Genomic DNA, 18,500 nt, shown 5'->3' with positions numbered 1-18,500 from the left:
GGAGCCACGAACATGTTCAATACTGTCCTGATTGCCAACCGGGGTGAAATTGCCTGCCGCGCCATTCGTACCTTGAAACGACTGGGTGTGACCAGCGTAGCGGTTTATTCCGATGCCGACAGCAATGCGCCACACGTTACCGATGCCGATATTGCCGTCGCACTCGGCGGTGAAAAAGCCAGTGAAAGCTACCTGCTGATTGACAAAATTTTGGCCGCCGCCAAAGAAACCGGCGCGCAGGCGATTTATCCGGGCTACGGTTTTTTATCCGAAAGCGCCGAATTCGCCGATGCCTGTGAAGCCGCGGGGATCGCGTTTATCGGCCCGACTGCGCATCAAATCCGTGAATTCGGCCTCAAGCACCGCGCCCGTGAACTGGCAGCCATTGCCGATGTGCCGATGACGCCCGGCACAGCCCTGTTAGACAGTATTGAAGAAGCCGTCACCGCTGCGGCGAATATCGGCTATCCGATTATGTTGAAAAGCACCGCAGGCGGTGGCGGGATTGGTTTAACCCGCTGTGACGATGAAGCCGCGTTGCGTGCCGCATGGGACAGCGTAAAACGCCTCGGCGAGCAGTTTTTCCGTGACGCCGGTGTGTTCCTCGAGCGTTTCGTCGATCGCGCCCGTCACGTGGAAGTACAGATTTTTGGCGACGGCAAGGGCAACGTGGTTGCTCTCGGCGAGCGTGACTGCTCTTTGCAGCGCCGCAACCAGAAGGTGGTCGAAGAAACTCCCGCGCCGAATCTGCCTCAGGCGACTCGCGAAGCCCTGCATCGTTCAGCGGTCAAGCTGGGAGAATCAGTAAACTATCGCAGCGCCGGTACAGTGGAATACATCTACGATGCCGCGCGCGACGAGTTTTATTTCCTCGAGGTCAATACCCGCTTGCAGGTTGAGCATCCGGTGACCGAGATGGTGACCGGTCTGGACCTGATCGAATGCATGCTGCGCGTCGCCGCCGATGAGCCGCTGGACTGGCCGCGTATGCAGCAGCCGCCGAAAGGCGCATCGATTGAAGTGCGTATCTACGCTGAAGATCCGCTGAAAAACTTCCTGCCATGTCCGGGTGTATTGACCGAAGTATTCTTCCCGGAAGATGTTCGCGTCGATGGTTGGGTTTCTACCGGCAGTGAAGTCTCGGCGTTTTATGACCCGATGATCGCCAAGCTGATTGTTTACGGCGACAACCGTGAGCAGGCGTTGGAAAAAATGTCTCAGGCACTGGCGGCCACGCGTTTGCACGGCATTGCCAGCAATATCGATTATCTGCGTCAGGTAGTGGCAACTCCGCTGTTCCATCAGCGCGAAATGTGGACTCGCATGCTCGACAGCTTCGTGTACAAACCACAGGCCGTAGAAGTGATCTCTCCCGGTACCTACAGCAGCATTCAGGATTACCCGGGCCGCCTCGGCTACTGGGATATTGGCGTGCCGCCTTCGGGTCCGATGGACGATTTTGCCTTCCGCCTCGCCAACCGCATCGTAGGTAATCACCTTGATGCCGCAGGTCTGGAATTTACTCTGCAAGGCCCGACTTTGCGTTTCCACTGCGATGCCACTATTGCACTGACCGGCGCGGCGTGTCCCGCCGATCTGGACGGCAACGAGGTTGCCTACTGGCAGCCGATTGATATTAAAGCCGGGCAAGTATTAACCCTTGGCCGCGCCACCAGCGGTTGCCGTACCTATCTCGCCGTGCGCAACGGGTTCGACGTGCCGGTGTATTTGGGCAGCCGCTCGACCTTTGCTCTCGGCCAGTTTGGCGGTCATGCTGGTCGCACTTTACGTGTCGCCGATATGTTGACCGTTTCGCAGCCAGAGCTTGCCGCCTGCACCACCCCGGCACCGGTAGATTTACCGCAGGCCGCTGCCGCTCATATCGTCCCGGCTTACGGCGATGACTGGAGTATCGGCGTGCTTTACGGCCCGCACGGTGCACCGGATTTCTTCACCAAAGAGTCAATCGACACGTTTTTTGATTCTGAATGGCAGGTGCATTACAACTCAAATCGCCTCGGCGTGCGTCTTACCGGTCCAAAACCGCAGTGGGCGCGGCTGGACGGCGGCGAAGCGGGCTTGCATCCTTCCAACGTTCACGACTGCGAATACGCGATTGGCGCAATCAACTTTACCGGCGATTTCCCGGTGATCCTGACCCGTGACGGACCGAGTCTCGGCGGTTTCGTTTGTCCGGTGACTATTGCCAAGGCCGAGCTGTGGAAGGTCGGTCAGGTGAAACCGGGCGATCGTATTCGCTTCCATCCGATCAGCTTCGAACAGGCGCAGGCGCTGGAAATGGCGCAACAAGGCACTATCGACTCGTTAATGCCGATTGAAGCGATGGAAATGCAGGTACCGTCTTTACTGCCCGCCAAGACGGCTTCTGCGACTATTTTAGCCGAGCTGCCAGCCAGCGAAGACCGCCCTTGCGTGGTTTATCGTCAGGCCGGTGACGGCTATGTACTGATCGAATACGGCGATAACGTGCTGGATTTGGCGCTGCGTCTGCGTATTTATCTGTTAATGAAGGCGATTCGCGAAGCCGCCGAGCCGGGAATTGAAGAACTTTCACCGGGCGTGCGCTCGTTGCAGGTTCGCTACGACAGCCGCGTACTGCATCAGTCAGCGTTGCTGAAACACCTGCTGGCGTTGGAGCTGCAGCTGGCCGACGTCAGCCAACTGAAAATCCCGACCCGCATCGTACACATGCCGATGGCTTTTGAAGACACCGCCACACTGGCCGCCGTCGAGCGTTATCAGCAAACCGTGCGCACTGAGGCACCGTGGCTGCCAAACAACGTTGATTTCATTCAGCGCACCAATGGTTTAGCCAGCCGTGAAGAAGTCAAAGACATCCTGTTCAACGCCAGCTATCTCATTCTTGGGTTGGGGGATGTATACCTCGGCGCACCTTGCGCGGTGCCGATTGATCCACGTCATCGCCTGCTGAGCTCGAAATATAACCCGGCCCGAACCCATACCGCCGAGGGCACGGTAGGTATTGGCGGCATGTATATGTGCATTTACGGCATGGACTCACCGGGGGGCTATCAGCTGGTGGGCCGTACACTGCCAATATGGAACAAATTCCTTAAAAACGAACAGTTTGAACAGGGCGAACCGTGGCTGTTGCACTTCTTCGACCAGGTACGTTTCTATCAGGTCACCGAGGCCGAGCTTGAAGAGCAGCGCGACGCTTTCCGCGAAGGGCGCGCACAGGTTCGCATCGAGCAGACTGAGTTTGATTTCGCCGAATATACCCGTTTTATTGCCGATAATGCTGAAGATATCGCCGATTTTCGCCAGCGTCAGCAAAGCGCATTTATCAGTGAAGTGGCTCATTGGCAGGCGCAGGAAAGCGCGGCGGTTGATGCTGCCGTCAACGGTGCGCCACCGGTTGAAGACCTCGCCGATCAGCCGGGCCAGCTGGTGAGCGCTGATTTAAACGGCAACATCTGGAAAATTCTGGTTGAACCCGGCCAAGTCGTTGAGGCGGGTCAGCCGCTGATTGTGGTTGAGGCAATGAAAATGGAGCTGTCTGTTAATGCTCCTTGTGCAGGCACAGTGCTCAAGATCGCTTGCCAGCAGGGCCGTCCGGTGGGTCCCGGCGATGCGCTTCTATGGATCGATAAAGATGGGATCGATAAAGACAGCATCGATAAAGATGCCATCGGTAAAAACGAGTCCGACAACGTTTAACAAGGATTATTTATGCAGCTTACCGGCGCACGAAGCGGACGCAGCAAGGCCCGCCCGGAAGGATTGGCAGAGCGGATTTATCTACAGCTGAAAGACGATATTTTTAGTTTTCGCATGCTGCCGGGCGACCGCTTTAGCGAAAACGAAGTCGCAGAACGCATGGAAGTCAGCCGCACGCCGGTGCGTCAGGCGCTGTTCTGGCTTGAGCGCGAGGGTTACGTGGAAGTGTTTTTCCGCAGCGGCTGGCAGGTGCGCCCGTTCGATTTCGAGTATTTCGAACAGCTCTATGACCTGCGCATCGTGCTGGAACTCGAGGCGGTAAAACGCCTTTGCGCTCAGGCAGAAACGCCCGAAGCTCTGCTGCCTCTCAAGAGTTTCTGGATAGACGAGCCAAGGCTGGAAGACGGTCAAATCGTTTCACGTTTCGACGAAGAATTTCACATGGCGCTGGTAGCGGCGGCGGGCAACGGCGAGATGGCAAAAATCCATCGCGACCTGACCGAGAAGATCCGCATTATCCGGCGGCTGGACTTTACCAAGGACGCGCGCGTCAACGCGACCTACAGCGAACACGCGAGCATCTTGCTCGCCATCATGCAACGCCAAACCCAGGAGGCACAGCGCCAACTACAAGATCACATTGCCGTCAGTAAAGCCGAGGTGCGCAAAATTACTTTACACATGCTGCACCAGGCGCGACCAGAAAACGATGTCGATACCCCGTCATCGTGACTTTTTTTAAAGTGGTTTTTCTCAAAGTAGCTTTTTAAAAACAGCACGCCCTATAGATTTTATGGTGCAGAGAGCGGCAAGCGGGCAAATCATCGAGAGCTTACTTAAGTAAGTGACAGGTGTGAGACTGCGCAGGTAACGCATCTGCAACGTGAAAGATGACGGGCCCAGTACTTAACAGGGGACTTATATGCAACGTCGTCGCTTTATCAAAGCTTTTGCTCTCTCGGCAACCGTGGTCAGCATGGGTCTGGCATTCACTGCACAGGCCGCCGATACCATCAAGGTGGGTATCATGCATTCGCTTTCAGGCACCATGGCCATTTCCGAAACGCCTCTGAAAGATGTCGCGCTAATGACCATTGACGATATCAATGCTCACGGCGGTGTGTTGGGTAAAAAACTCGAACCGGTGGTGGTTGACCCAGCTTCAAACTGGCCGCTGTTCGCTGAAAAAGCGCGTCAGCTGTTAACTCAGGACAAAGTTGCCGTTGTGTTCGGCTGCTGGACCTCGGTTTCGCGTAAATCCGTGCTGCCGGTATTTGAAGAGCTGAACGGCCTGTTGTTCTATCCGGTGCAGTACGAAGGCGAAGAGATGTCGCCAAACGTGTTTTATACCGGCGCAGCGCCAAACCAGCAGGCAATTCCGGCGGTACAATACTTGATGAGCGAAGACGGCGGCGGTGCCAAACGCTTCTTCCTGCTGGGTACAGATTATGTTTATCCACGCACGACCAACAAAATTCTGCGCGCATATCTGCATTCCAAAGGCGTTCAGGATAAAGACATCGAAGAAGTGTATACGCCGTTTGGCTACAGCGATTATCAAACCATCGTTTCTAACATCAAGAAATTCGCAGCTGGCGGTAAAACAGCAGTTATTTCAACCATTAACGGTGACTCCAACGTTCCATTCTATAAAGAGCTGGCCAACCAGGGCGTGAAAGCCACCGACGTACCGGTTGTTGCCTTCTCGGTTGGTGAACAAGAGCTGCGCGGGATTGATACCAAACCACTGGTCGGTGATTTGGCGTCATGGAACTACTTCCAGTCGCTGGATAATCCAACCAACAAAGCTTTCGTCGCTGAATGGAAAGCCTATGCCAAGGCGCATCACCTGCCGAATGCCGATTCTGCTGTAACCAATGACCCGATGGAAGCGACTTATGTCGGCATCCACATGTGGGTGCAGGCGGTGCAGAAAGCTGGCACAACCGACGTCGACAAAGTTCGCGCCGCGATGGCAGGTCAAACCTTCAAAGCACCAGATGGCTACACCCTGACCATGGATGCCACCAACCATCACCTGCACAAACCGGTAATGATCGGCGAAATCCAGTCCAACGGCCAGTTCAACGTCGTTTGGCAGACCGACAAACCTATCCGCGCCCAGCCGTGGAGCCCGTATATCCCAGGCGACGACAAAAAGCCTGATTATCCGGTGAAAACCACTCAGTAGTTAATCTGGCTCTCCACCAAGGCCTGCACCTTGGTGGAGAGTAAGTTTATTAGTGATTTTTAGAAGCGGTGATGACCATGATGAAACTCTTGCGCCTCCTACGTTTGCCACTCAGCCCCAGGCCGAGCATGCGAACCCTCACTTTCCTGCTTTGCTGCCTGCCGCTGTGGGCCAAGGCCGGTCCTGCTGACGATTTTGCAGCAGCCAACCGCTCGGAGCAGGCTACGCTGCTTCAGCAGTGGGCAAGCGATCCGCAGCCAGAACGGTTGCCACTGTTAGAGGCATTAAAGCAGGAAGATGTCGTGATTGATGAAGCGCACCACGCGTTTGTTCAGCAAGGCAATGTACTGACACCGCTGGAAGGGACCGCAAAACCGCAGGGTGATGTCAAACCTGTGTGGCTTAACAATCGGATACGAAATCTGATCAACAATGCCCTCTCTGCCCATCGTCTGGTCAGCAAAGACAGCGCAGTGCGTTTGCAGGCTGCCAAAACCTTGCAGCGCGAAGCACAGGCCGACCAATTACCGCTGCTTACCAAGCGTTTGGCGCTGGAACAAGACAGCGTAGTACACGAAGCGTTAAGCATTGCGCTGGCCAATTTACAGCTCGCTGACCCGAATCCTCAGGTTCGCCTGCACGCTGTCGAGCTGCTCGGCGCGTCGTCGGACCCGGATACTCAGGGGCATTTACAGCCGCTGACCGACCCGAAAATTGAAGCTGACGCCACGGTGCGCACCGCCGCGTTGGCAAGCCTGAAGGCCGTGCAGCATCGCCTGATGATTGGCGACTGGCTGGGGCAGGCTTTTACCGGACTTTCACTAGGATCGATTCTGCTGCTGGCAGCATTGGGTCTGGCAATTACCTACGGCCTGCTCGGCGTTATCAATATGGCGCACGGCGAGATGCTGATGCTTGGCTCCTATTCCACCTACATGGTGCAGTCGCTGTTTCAACATTACGCGCCCGGGCTGCTGGCGATATACCCGCTGGTGGCGCTGCCGGTGGCGTTCTTTATTACGGCTGGCATCGGCATGCTGCTCGAGCGCACGGTGATCCGCCATCTATATGGTCGTCCACTGGAAACTTTGCTGGCAACGTGGGGTATCAGCCTGATTCTGATTCAAGGCGTGCGGGTGCTTTTTGGCGCGCAAAACGTCGAGGTTGCCAACCCGAACTGGCTGTCTGGCGGTATTCAACTGCTGCCGAATCTGGTGCTACCGTACAACCGAATCGCGGTGATCGTTTTTGTATTGCTGGTGCTGGCATTGACCTGGCTACTGTTGAATAAAACCCGTCTCGGTATGAATGTTCGCGCTGTAACACAGAATCGCGCAATGGCGGCCTGCTGCGGCGTACCGACGGGTAAGGTCGACATGCTGGCGTTTGGACTCGGCTCGGGCATTGCCGGTCTGGGCGGCGTAGCGCTGTCGCAGCTGGGTAACGTCGGCCCCGAGTTGGGCCAGGGTTATATCATCGACTCCTTCCTGGTGGTGGTGCTCGGCGGCGTCGGTCAACTGGCGGGAACCGTGGTCGCGGCGTTTGGACTGGGTATCGTCAATAAAATCCTCGAACCGGAAATCGGTGCAGTATTGGGCAAAATCCTGATCCTCGCGCTGATCATCCTGTTTATCCAAAAACGTCCGCAGGGACTCTTCGCCTTCAAAGGCAGGGTGATTGACTGATGACGCAACCATTGACGATTACCGGCGTGCAGAAAGCGCCGCGCGTGGCGATAAGCGTGGGCATACTGGTGCTGATTGCGCTGCTGATCATGCCATTTTTGGCGCTGCTGCCGCAGACCAATCCTCTATCGATTTCAACTTACACCCTGACACTGGTGGGCAAGATCCTGTGCTATGCGATCGTCGCGATCGCGCTGGATCTGGTTTGGGGCTATGCAGGCTTGCTGTCTCTCGGCCACGGACTGTTTTTTGCCCTCGGCGGTTATGCGATGGGGATGTACCTGATGCGCCAGGCCTCAGGCAGCGGCCTGCCAGACTTTATGTCGTTCCTGTCATGGACTGAACTGCCGTGGTTTTGGGCCGGAACCCAGCATTTCGCCTGGGCTTTGTGTCTGATTGTTTTAGTGCCCGGCGCGTTGGCTTTTGTATTCGGCTATTTCGCTTTCCGTTCGAAAATAAAAGGGGTCTATTTCTCAATCATGACCCAGGCGCTGACTTACGCCGGTATGTTGCTGTTTTTCCGCAATGAAACGGGCTTTGGCGGCAACAATGGCTTTACCGGCTTCACCACCCTGCTCGGTTTTCAAGTCACCGCCACCTCGACCCGCGTTGGACTGTTTATCACCACCGTTCTGCTGCTGGTTGCCAGTCTGGCCTTGGGTTTTGCACTGGCGCGCAGCAAGTATGGCCGCGTTTTGACGGCAGTACGCGATGCCGAGAACCGTCTCATCTTCTGCGGTTACGATCCAAAAGGCTTCAAACTTTTCGTGTGGACCGTCTCGGCGATGATTTGCGGCCTCGCCGGGGCTTTATATGTCCCGCAGGTTGGCATTATCAATCCCAGCGAAATGTCCCCGACCAACTCGATCGAAGCAGCGATTTGGGTCGCTCTGGGCGGTCGCGGCACACTGATTGGCCCCATTCTGGGCGCTGGTATCGTTAACGGTGCTAAAAGCTGGTTCACTGTAGCTATCCCTGAATATTGGCAGTTTATTCTCGGCGCAATGTTTATCGTCGTGACTTTGTTCCTGCCAGAGGGCGTAATTGGCCTGCTGCGTAAGAGGAAAGCGCAATGAATTCAATGACAATGGATCTCTTTACTCAACAACAGCCTGCGGATCAACATCGCGAGCAGACCGATCCAATTTTGATGCTGGATAAAATCAACGTCAGCTTTGACGGTTTTAAAGCCCTGACTGACCTGTCGATGCGGATCGGCGTTGGCGAACTTCGCTGCGTAATCGGCCCGAATGGCGCGGGAAAAACCACGCTGATGGACGTGATCACCGGCAAAACACGTCCGAAATCAGGGCAGGTGCTATATGACCAAAACATCGACCTGACGCGGTTGGACCCGGTGCGTATCGCGCAGTCGGGCATTGGCCGAAAGTTCCAAAAACCCACGGTTTTCGAAGCGCTAACGGTGTTTGAAAACCTCGAAATTGCCCAGAAAACCAATAAATCTGTCTGGGCCTGTCTATGGGCCAAAATGAACAGCGAGCAGCGCGATCGCATCGACGAGATGCTGAAAACGCTGCGTTTGCAGGGCGAGCGCCATCGCATGGCGGGTATGTTGTCCCACGGCCAAAAACAGTTTCTGGAAATTGGCATGCTGCTGGTGCAGGAACCGCATCTGCTATTGCTTGATGAACCCGCTGCGGGCATGACCGATGCAGAAACCGAATACACCGCCGAGCTGTTTAAATCTCTGGCAGGTAAGCATTCGCTGATGGTGGTGGAACACGATATGGGTTTTGTGGAAACTATCGCCGATCACGTCACCGTGCTGCATCAGGGCCAAGTATTAGCAGAGGGATCGCTACGCGAAGTGCAGGCCAACGAGCAGGTTATTGAAGTTTATCTGGGCCGCTAAACTGCGTCGCAGGGAGAGAATCATGTTGCAAGTCAATGAGCTAAATCAGTATTACGGCGGCAGCCACATCCTGCGCGGGTTATCCTTCGAGGCAAAGATCGGCGAAGTGACCTGCCTGCTGGGCCGCAACGGCGTGGGCAAAACTACCCTGCTAAAATGCCTGATGGGGCTTATCCCGGCCAAGTCCGGCACCATTAGCTGGAACGGCGCGGTGATTAATAACCGAAAACCGCATCAGCGCGTGCAGTCGGGCATTGCCTATGTCCCGCAGGGACGCGAAATTTTTCCGCGCTTGACGGTCGAGGAAAATCTGTTGATGGGGCTATCGCGCTTTTCAGGAAGTCAGTCGAAAACGGTGCCGGATGAAATTTACCATCTTTTCCCCGTGTTGCTGGAGATGAAGCATCGGCGCGGTGGTGACCTTTCCGGCGGGCAGCAACAACAGCTGGCGATTGGCCGCGCGCTGGCCTGTAAGCCGAGCCTGTTAATCCTCGACGAACCCACCGAAGGCATTCAGCCGTCAGTAATCAAAGAGATTGGCGCGGTTATCCGCCAACTTGCGGCACGCGGCGATATGGCAATTCTACTGGTCGAACAATTCTATGATTTTGCGGCGGAATTGGCTGACAGTTATCTGGTGATGTCGCGGGGGAATATTATCAAGCGCGGACCGGGCAGTGAGATGGAAGCAGAAGGCGTAAGAGGATTAGTAGCCATTTAGAGTGGAAATAGATAAAAATCAATAAGGCGATAATGCCATCGAATGCATTATCGCCTTATAATTTACTGAGTAATTATTTGGATAAAGCGTTATGCCGTGGTATTAATCCCGCAAACTGCCAGCAATAATTTTTTCCAATGAAGCTCCCGAAAAATTGCAGCAACGTGCGTTGTATTGTTGAGGTTGTAAATCTCGCGACCGTTAATATCTCTTTGCATCTGCTCGATATTTTCAGGGAAGAATATCGAAACGCCCTGGGAATTTATATTTAACAGCTTTCCATCAACCAGCTTTTCGGCAACAGCTCCGTTGCTGTAAGAATGGACAATATAATTTCTGAGAGCAGCCTGTACAGCAGCGAGTTCGGTATGTAATTCACTGGCCTGAACACAATTTTCCGCCATAAAATCAATCCAGGATTTAAGATCAATCATCGCGGTCATGCCATTGCCATAGGTTGAAAAATGACTGCGCGCCTGTTTGGCTAATGCGATATTTTTCGGATCCGCCAGCAAGGTATCAATCAGTTTATTAAATGGCCGAGTCAGCTTGTGCAAAGAATGTTGTACCAAAACCGACAGGCAGATGTGTTGCTTTTCAGCCGCACTTTTCCCTTCGTTAATAGAGTAATACTTATCTTTATAGCTAGCGACAATAATCTTACTGACTTCAATAGGTACAGTGGCGAGTTTTTCAGATAACTGTTTTAGAAAACCATAGTTTAAACCGGTTTGCGGCATTTCAGATTCACTGGCAACCAGATATTTGCATTTAAATTCAATATCGTAACTGGTTTCAAGCGATGCCATTTGTGGATTATCGAAGGCGATAATGTCATTGATACTATTGAAATTCACCTTGGCAATATCGACGGAATCCAGACAATGATGGATGCTTTTATCTGTTATAGGATTAACTTTATGCCATCCCTTGCGGTCATCCCAGATAATGAGCATGGTATGCGCGGCAGGGTACTTTTCCTTGCCCCAAGTGGTGAAATTAGCCAGGGTTGCGACCTGATTCATATCTACCAGAGGAAGGTCCATTAGTGCATTAGCGGCGTCGGGTTTCATGCCTTTTTCGACACGGAATCTTTTTACTCCTGACCAATTCAGAGGCGCAGCCAAATTTTTCTGGTTGCCAATTTGCACTATGATATTCAGGCGTTCAGAACTTCCCGTTTTAGCCATTTCTTCCCAGTTTTGAAGCATAAATTCCGCACGATCATTTTGACCATTCATATAAACCAATACGGTCCATGTGTCGTCGAGATCAATACCCCAGACATCATGGAGAAAAGCTGGCCAATGACTATCTTTAACAAAAGCTACAGGATGATCGTTGTTGGAAGGGTAATATCCGTTTCGATTAGCACCAGAAATATTTTGCTGAGCAATATCTTCTGGAAAGTAGATCGCTAAACCTTTAGCGATGCAGTTCAACATCTTGCCAGACTGAAGTAATTCTTCCGTATTTATATTATTCGTATAACAGTAATTAACAATATTGCCAATTGCCTTTCTGGCATTAATAAGGGCCATATTCAGTGGGGTATTTTTCACGCAATGTTCTAATGAATAATCAAGCCACGAGAGTAAATCCAAACTGGTCGTGCAATTCCCGCAAAAGGTAGAGAAATGACTGCGTGCTTTTTTTACGAGTGCAATATTTTGCGGATCTTTACCAATCAACTGCGTCAACTCATCTAACGCTTTTACGCCAGCCTCGGCAAAGTGCAGATCAAGAACGGCAATGTTAATGTTTTGTTTAAATTTCTCCGCAACTCCGGGTGCGTAAGCCTGTTTCTTCGCATAGGCATCAGCAATCATTCGACCCAGCTGTGCCTCACTGCTATCAGGCTTATCCGTTAGTTGATTAATAAATTTATAACTTAAACCAGTGCCGGGCATTTCTGTTTCACTGGCGATAATATAGTTAACCTGTTCACGCAACTCATAGCATGTTTCCAGCATCGCCATGAGGCAGGCATCAAAACAAAGTATCTCGACTTTGCCTACAGTATCTTTGATCGCCTGTTTGAGATCGACATTATATAAGCAGTGGCCAGTGACATCATCGAATGATGATGAAAGGAAACGCCAACCCTGGCCGTGATCCCAGATAACCAGCATGGTTTTTTGAGCCGGATAATTCTTTTTACCCCAGTTAAGAAAATCTTTAAGGCAATCGATGCTACCCATATCAGTAATAAGACCTGACTCTTGCAGGTCAGAAAGTTGATTCGCAGCCAAAGGCTGCATGCCTTTTTTCACTAAAAAGCGTTTTACGCCCTTCCAGTTATTGGGCGCTTCTGCGACTGACACGCGCCCCATTTGGACAACCACATTAACATCGGCAGTGCTGCCCACCTCTGCCATCTCTTCCCAGTTTTGCAACATCTCATCTTCGAGATTATTTTTACCATTCATATAAACCAGAATAGTCCACTTAGCATTAACAGTATTATTCATTGACACTAGATCAGACATGACTTGCCCTTAATTTCATTAATTAATTTTGACGTTTTTTTTAAAATATCTTTATGAAAACGCCGCTAGAATAAACGGCGCCTTATACTTAATTAAATAGTTTTAATACCCCAGATTTCGCTCAAGAACTTCTGCCAATGTACCTGTGTCAGAAAGTATATTAGATATTTCTTACTGGTTTGGTTGTAAATTTCATGAGTATTAATATCCCTTCCCTGCTGATCTTTATTTTCTGGGAAGTAAATAGACAACCCTCTCGAGTCAACCTTCAAAGGTTTACCATGTACTTTTTTATCAGCAACAACGCCATTGCTGTAATTATAAATAATTAGATTGTCTACAGCGTTTCTTGTTGATTTAACTTGGGTATAAAATAAACTCGTTTTATCACAGCTTTTTTCTAACTCATTGAGCCAGGATGCAAGATCAACGATAGCTGTCATATCATCGTCATAGCTAGTAAACAGGCTGCGGGCCTTTCTAGCCAATTCAATTTTCTTTGGATCAGCTAGAATAGCGTCAATCAGATTATTCATAAGTACAGTGAGGTATTTTATTTTCCCTTTATCAAGCAATGATAAAGCGATGTGTTGTTTCTCTTCGCCAGATTTTCCCTGATTGATATTCAGATATTTGTCTTTATAAGCATCAATAATCATTTTTCCGGCATTTAAAGCATTGGTAAAAAGCTTCTGAGAAAGTTCGGAAAGGAATCCATAATTAAACCCGGCAGCAGGTACAGTAGATTCGCTGGCGACCAGATAGTAGGAACTCTGCGAGAGCTGATAGAGCGATTCAACCATGCCCATGTAATTATTATCAATAGCAATGAGGTCCAATGGATTTCCAATCAACGCTTTCTGAATATCCAGATAATCAAGCTTGTGCTGTGCTTCGTCCCCGGTTAGCGGATAATTTTGATGCCAGCCTTTCCTTTCATCCCAGATGATCAGCATGGTATATGCCGCCTTATAATTTTCACGTCCCCAATGAACGAAATCATTTAACGTCTCGATTTTGTTCATATCAGTGCTAAGGCCAGCTGATTTGAGATCTAAAAGCTGATTTTTACTATCTGCAGTCATGCCTTTCTTGACCAGAAAACGCTTGGCTCCAGTCCAACCCTCTTTATTGGCAGAATTTGTCAGACGCCCCATCTGCACCACAATATTGAGATGTTTAGCGCCATCAGTTTTAGCAATTTCATTCCAGGCCTGCTGCAACTGACCTTCCCGAGCATTTTGACCGTTCATGTAGATGAGCACGGTCCAGGAATCGTTAAGCTCAATTCCCCAAATATCATGAAGAAACTGTGGCCAACAGCTGTCCTTAACAAAGGCAATCGGATGATTATTATTGGAAGGATAATAACCATTACGCAATTCAGCCGCTCTATTCTGCTGGGCAATATCTTCAGGGAAGAAAATAGCAATACCCTTAGAGATACAATTGAGCTGCTTACCATTCACGGTGTCATCAGGATTCACTTCATTGGTATAAAAGTAATGAACAATTTTACCAATGCTGGAGCGAGCATTTTGCAGTGCAATATAAAGTGGCGAATCTTTTTTGCTAAGCTCGATTGAATACTCCAACCACGAGAGCAGGTCTAAACTGGTCAGAGTGTTGCGAAAATAAGTAGAGAAATTTGCCCGCGCTTTTTTGACCACAGCGATGGATTCAGCATCTTTACCAATAACTTTGGTCAGTTCATCCAGAGCCTTCACTCCGGCGGTTACGAACTGTAAATCCAGCGCCGATATGTTAATCTCCTGCTTGTCTTCTTCAGGAACGTCGATATCGTAAGCTTGTTTAATCGCGTAAGCATCAACGATCATTTTGCTTAACTGTGATTCGTTTATTGCCAGTGTTTCTATTAAGGATTTAAGATACTGATAACTCAGACCGCTGTTAGGCTCGAGGGTTTCACTACCAACAATATAGCTGGCTTGGTCACGCATTTCGTAAGCCGTTTCCAGCATTGCCATCAGACAGGCGTCAAAACAAAGCACATCAATTTTACCGAAAGTCTTTTTAATAGCCTCTTTGAGCTCGACGTTATATAAGAAATTCCCAGTCTCATCATCATAGGATGAGGAGTAAAAACGCCATCCCTGTCCGTGGTCCCAAATAACCAGCATCGTTTTTTCTGCCGGATAGTTTTCTTTTCCCCAAGACAAAAATTCGGTCAGGCATTCAATACTGCCCATATCAGTATTCAGTCCAGACTCATGTAAATCCGCCAGCTGATTCTTAACCGTGGGCTTCATACCCTTTTTGACGAGAAATCTTTTGACGCCGGTCCAGTCGTTAGGTGCCGCACCACCTGCAATACGCCCCATCTGGACTACCACATTTACGTCAGCAGAACTGCCGACTGCAGCCATTTCATTCCAGTTCTGCAGTAATGCCTTTTCAAGATTATTTTTACCATTCATGTAAACAAGAATGGACCATTTAGCATTTACAGTTTTATTCACGGCGATTACTTCAGACATAAAATTCTCATTAATTGATAAGTTTAATTTAATTAAATACCAGCGAGATGCACTGGGTCCCATTCAAACTGGATGAATGATTGCTTTAATTCTTATCAATGGACAAATCAAATCTGAATAATTTATTTAAATCTATATTTAATGATAGAGAATAATTTAATTTAAAATAAATCCAGCCTCTTAAATGAGATTTATTACATACCATTAAGCATATTGAGCCCAGAATTCTCTACAAGGATAAAATTCGCCTAAAATATTGAAATAAAAAAAGCCGCGACATGGCGCGACTTTTTCTGATGCTCAATCGTTCGACTAAGAACGAATTTTACGATAGATAAACAGTACGACAATCGCACCGATCACTGCGACAACAAAGCTGCCAAAGTTGAAGCCGTCTACACGACCGTGGCCAAAGAAAGTACTAATGTAACCCCCTACAACCGCACCAACAATCCCCAGGATCACGGTCATAATAAAGCCGCCACCGTCTTTACCCGGCATGATCCACTTAGCCAGAATACCTGCAATCAGACCAAAAATAATCCAGGATAAAATACCCATTTTGACGTCTCCTAATACATTTAAAAACCGTGAAATTTGTTCAGCCAATCAGGCTAAACGAATGGAAATTCCTTTCCAATGCGTCGGTCTGCTACGTAGTGTTACAGACCCTTTTTGTCGTACTCGGTTTCTATTTTAGCAGACTTAAACAAACCCGCTCAAAATCAGTGACAAACAGAAAACCACCTACCTTTAGCGTTCGAAAGTAAACCGCTGGCAACTGATGTAAAGCTCTACCTTTGAATAAGTAAAAATGCGTAAAAGTTGAACAGTTATTTTGAAAGACTTTCTCAAATCAATCCGTTTTTCATTGTCTCGCAATCGGCCTAATATCACCACATCGAAAGGCAACCACCTTTCATCACGACTTAACTGATTAGGAATGACATCATGAAAAGCATCAAATATTTTGCAGTAGCAGCTACTCTTTCTTTAGCTTCATTCGCAACTTTCGCTGCCCAAGAGGTTTCTCAACCTACTGATGGCGCGCAGAAAATTGGCGTCGTCACTGCCAGCGGTGCGACCACCCTGGACTCTCTCGAAACTGACTTGGCTAATCAGGCAAAACAAGCTGGGGCTTCGTCTTACCGCATCACTTCAGTGACCGGCAATAACCTGATGAACGCCAGTGCCGTGCTGTATAAGTAAAAGCTCAAAAATAATCGCGTTGTTCAATTTCATTTGAGCGCCGCCAAGGCCGATAAAATTCTCCTTAAGAGCGATTTTATTGGCCTTTTGCTTTTCTGAAAAACATTCTTAACGCAGCCATTGCATCCCTTCCCGCCGATTAATATCCTGTCTCTTTCCTCTTCAAGGAACAGATCATGACTCTTACCGACTCGCTCGTGTCATTTAGCTTTGCAATTACCTTGCTGACGCTGACCCCCGGACTCGACACAGCTTTGGTATTGCGAACCGCCGCCAGTGAAGGCAGCAAAAAAGCCTTCCAGGCTGCAATGGGCGTCAATGCGGGTTGTATAGTGTGGGGCGCGGTAGTCGCGCTGGGTCTGGGAGCATTGTTGACGGCATCTGAGCTGGCATTTGACGCGCTCAAGTGGGTCGGCGCGGCCTATCTCTGCTGGCTTGGCCTGCAAATGTTGATCAAACCGCGTAATAAAATGGCTGCCGAAGCATCAGAAACAGAAATATCGGCACGAAAAAATAGCAACTGGTTCATTAAAGGGCTTTTCGGAAACATACTTAACCCTAAAGTCGGCGTATTTTATGTCACCTTTTTACCGCAGTTTGTGCCTACAGGTTATCCGGTAGCCGCCTTCACTTTCGGTTTGGCGATGATCCATGTTTTGATTGGCACCCTGTGGTCATCAACCATGATCGCCGCCACACGCCCGCTTTCGCGCTGGTTACAACGCCCGGCAGTGGTTCGAACGATGGATCGCCTCACTGGAATGGTGTTTATCGCCTTTGCAGTTCGTTTAGCGACCAGTAAACGTTAATGTTATAACTTTTTAGTTTTAAACAAGGGAATGAAAATGAATGTGAAAACCCGTATCACCGCAACGCCCACTCATGATGATATCGAAGCAATTAAAGATGGCCTGCGGGGCTACAATAAAAACTTTATTCCTCCAGCCTCTTTTAAGGAGTTGGCCGTTTTTATTGAAGACGAAGCTGGAAATAAAACCGGTGGTTTAATCGCCGAAACCGTGGGTAACTTTCTAAATATAAAATTTCTGTGGGTTGATGAGTCGCTTCGTGGCAAGGACTGCGGCACGCTATTGATGCGTCAGGCGGAAGAAGAGGCGTTTGCACGCGGATGTCGTTACGCGCTGGTTGATACTTTTAGTTTTCAGGCGCGCCCATTTTATGAACGTCTGGGCTATGAATGCAAAATGACGCTTGAGGATTATATCGAAGATATTCGTGCCCCAGAGGGGGTTGAATCTACACATCTTCGCTATTTCCTGACCAAAAAGCTGGGCTGATAAAAGAGTTTTATCCTGCTGATTTAGCATCAAATACAATAATAATTACGCATTGTCTTACCTTTATGGGTTGAACAATGCGTGACTAATGGATGTTATAAAACCACCGCGCGATTTTACATCAACGCGGTGGTGACAATTTTTATTCAGGTTTCGATAAAGCCAACCATTCTTTGACCGAATCGCGCTGCCACTGGTGCTGAACGTATTCGACCAATTTTTCGGGCAGAGTATCACCGTTAAGATACAGTCGGTTAAGCATCAGCGCCAAATCGGTATCAGCAATGCTCCATTCACCGAACAAATTATTACGGTCACCCAGCAAGCGTATTGCTGCAGTAATTAACTTCTCTGCGGCTGCCTGTCCAGCTTCGGTCAGCGCGGGACGTTTCTGTCCGGCAAAAACAATTTCGGTTGAACGTTCTGCACGTATTGGCATTAAGTCACTGCGCAACCAGGCTTGGACTTCACGAGCTTTAGCGCGATCTTCGGGATTTTCGGGATATATCGCAGAAAAGGTCGGTGCCGGAAAAAGCTCTTCAATATATTCATCGATGGCCGAGGATTCAGAAAGCTGAAAACTGCCATTGGAAAGTGTAGGCACGCGTCGCGTGGTTGAAATAGCCGAATAGTTTTCTTGCAGATTTTCGGCCTGCGCCAAATCCACAGTTTCTATTTCAAAAGGAATACCTTTTTCCGTTAAAGCCACAAATGCTGACATCACATACGGACTATAATAATTAGCATCGGAATACAGCGTTAACTTGGGGTCACTCATTTTGCCTCCTGGTAGCGGAATCTCATTTATTCCCTGCTTTGATCTCTGAAACATAG

Annotated in this window: 14 protein-coding genes; 10 read left to right on the top strand and 4 right to left on the bottom strand. The window is 49.5% G+C overall.

Features of this window, described 5'->3' with window-relative positions:
* Positions 1-12: 12 nt before the first annotated feature.
* The 7 genes from uca (at position 13) to urtE (ending at position 10,172) form a co-directional block, all read left to right on the top strand.
* Positions 13-3,702, top strand: coding sequence for an urea carboxylase (uca, locus tag SPM24T3_RS04750; RefSeq protein ID WP_009635570.1), 3,690 nt, complete (start codon positions 13-15; stop codon positions 3,700-3,702).
* 12 nt (positions 3,703-3,714) lie between these two features.
* Complete coding sequence (locus tag SPM24T3_RS04745; RefSeq protein WP_009635569.1) at positions 3,715-4,434, top strand: GntR family transcriptional regulator; 720 nt, start codon at positions 3,715-3,717, stop codon at positions 4,432-4,434.
* Between the two features lie 190 nt (positions 4,435-4,624).
* The gene (gene urtA, locus SPM24T3_RS04740) at positions 4,625-5,893 is read left to right on the top strand and encodes an urea ABC transporter substrate-binding protein (RefSeq protein ID WP_009635568.1); all 1,269 of its coding nucleotides are present in this window, start codon (positions 4,625-4,627) and stop codon (positions 5,891-5,893) included.
* Between the two features lie 128 nt (positions 5,894-6,021).
* Positions 6,022-7,578 (top strand): urea ABC transporter permease subunit UrtB, encoded by a 1,557-nt coding sequence (gene urtB, locus SPM24T3_RS04735; protein ID WP_037377614.1) that lies wholly within the window; start codon positions 6,022-6,024, stop codon positions 7,576-7,578.
* Positions 7,578-8,654, top strand: coding sequence for an urea ABC transporter permease subunit UrtC (gene urtC, locus SPM24T3_RS04730; protein ID WP_009635566.1), 1,077 nt, complete (start codon positions 7,578-7,580; stop codon positions 8,652-8,654). Before urtB ends, urtC begins: the two co-directional genes overlap by 1 nt.
* Complete coding sequence (gene urtD, locus SPM24T3_RS04725) at positions 8,651-9,451, top strand: urea ABC transporter ATP-binding protein UrtD (RefSeq protein ID WP_009635565.1); 801 nt, start codon at positions 8,651-8,653, stop codon at positions 9,449-9,451. The genes urtC and urtD overlap by 4 nt, the downstream gene beginning before the upstream one ends.
* 22 nt (positions 9,452-9,473) lie before the next feature.
* The gene (gene urtE / locus SPM24T3_RS04720) at positions 9,474-10,172 is read left to right on the top strand and encodes an urea ABC transporter ATP-binding subunit UrtE (protein ID WP_009635564.1); all 699 of its coding nucleotides are present in this window, start codon (positions 9,474-9,476) and stop codon (positions 10,170-10,172) included.
* A gap of 89 nt (positions 10,173-10,261) precedes the next feature.
* Here the strand turns inward: urtE and SPM24T3_RS04715 are convergent, their stop codons facing one another.
* From SPM24T3_RS04715 to SPM24T3_RS04705, 3 genes are all read right to left on the bottom strand, one after another.
* On the bottom strand, positions 10,262-12,661 hold the full coding sequence (locus SPM24T3_RS04715; protein ID WP_009635563.1) for a clostripain-related cysteine peptidase: 2,400 nt from the start codon (positions 12,659-12,661) through the stop codon (positions 10,262-10,264).
* A gap of 92 nt (positions 12,662-12,753) precedes the next feature.
* A complete protein-coding gene (locus tag SPM24T3_RS04710; protein WP_009635562.1) occupies positions 12,754-15,159 on the bottom strand; it encodes a clostripain-related cysteine peptidase in 2,406 nt (801 codons plus the stop codon).
* A 312-nt stretch (positions 15,160-15,471) separates the two neighbouring features.
* The gene (locus SPM24T3_RS04705) at positions 15,472-15,720 is read right to left on the bottom strand and encodes a GlsB/YeaQ/YmgE family stress response membrane protein (RefSeq protein WP_009635561.1); all 249 of its coding nucleotides are present in this window, start codon (positions 15,718-15,720) and stop codon (positions 15,472-15,474) included.
* A 390-nt stretch (positions 15,721-16,110) separates the two neighbouring features.
* Here SPM24T3_RS04705 and SPM24T3_RS04700 point away from each other — a divergent pair, with 390 nt between their 5' ends.
* The 3 genes from SPM24T3_RS04700 to SPM24T3_RS04690 all read left to right on the top strand — a co-directional run bounded on the left by SPM24T3_RS04700 (position 16,111) and on the right by SPM24T3_RS04690 (position 17,666).
* On the top strand, positions 16,111-16,368 hold the full coding sequence (locus SPM24T3_RS04700; RefSeq protein ID WP_009635560.1) for a YdgH/BhsA/McbA-like domain containing protein: 258 nt from the start codon (positions 16,111-16,113) through the stop codon (positions 16,366-16,368).
* Between the two features lie 176 nt (positions 16,369-16,544).
* Positions 16,545-17,177, top strand: coding sequence for a LysE family translocator (locus SPM24T3_RS04695; protein ID WP_009635559.1), 633 nt, complete (start codon positions 16,545-16,547; stop codon positions 17,175-17,177).
* A gap of 36 nt (positions 17,178-17,213) precedes the next feature.
* Positions 17,214-17,666: a GNAT family N-acetyltransferase gene (locus tag SPM24T3_RS04690; RefSeq protein ID WP_009635558.1), complete on the top strand. Its 453-nt coding sequence runs from the start codon at positions 17,214-17,216 to the stop codon at positions 17,664-17,666.
* A 142-nt stretch (positions 17,667-17,808) separates the two neighbouring features.
* On the opposite strand, the gene yfcF is transcribed toward SPM24T3_RS04690, so the two are convergent.
* Positions 17,809-18,444, bottom strand: a complete 636-nt coding sequence (gene yfcF / locus SPM24T3_RS04685; RefSeq protein WP_009635557.1) for a glutathione transferase — start codon at positions 18,442-18,444, stop codon at positions 17,809-17,811.
* Positions 18,445-18,500 lie beyond the last annotated feature (56 nt).

The sequence above is a fragment of the Serratia sp. M24T3 genome (assembly GCF_000257645.1).
Taxonomy (GTDB): domain Bacteria; phylum Pseudomonadota; class Gammaproteobacteria; order Enterobacterales; family Enterobacteriaceae; genus Rouxiella.
The sequence above is the reverse complement of the archived record's forward strand: the minus strand, read 5'-3'. Positions and strand labels throughout refer to the sequence as shown.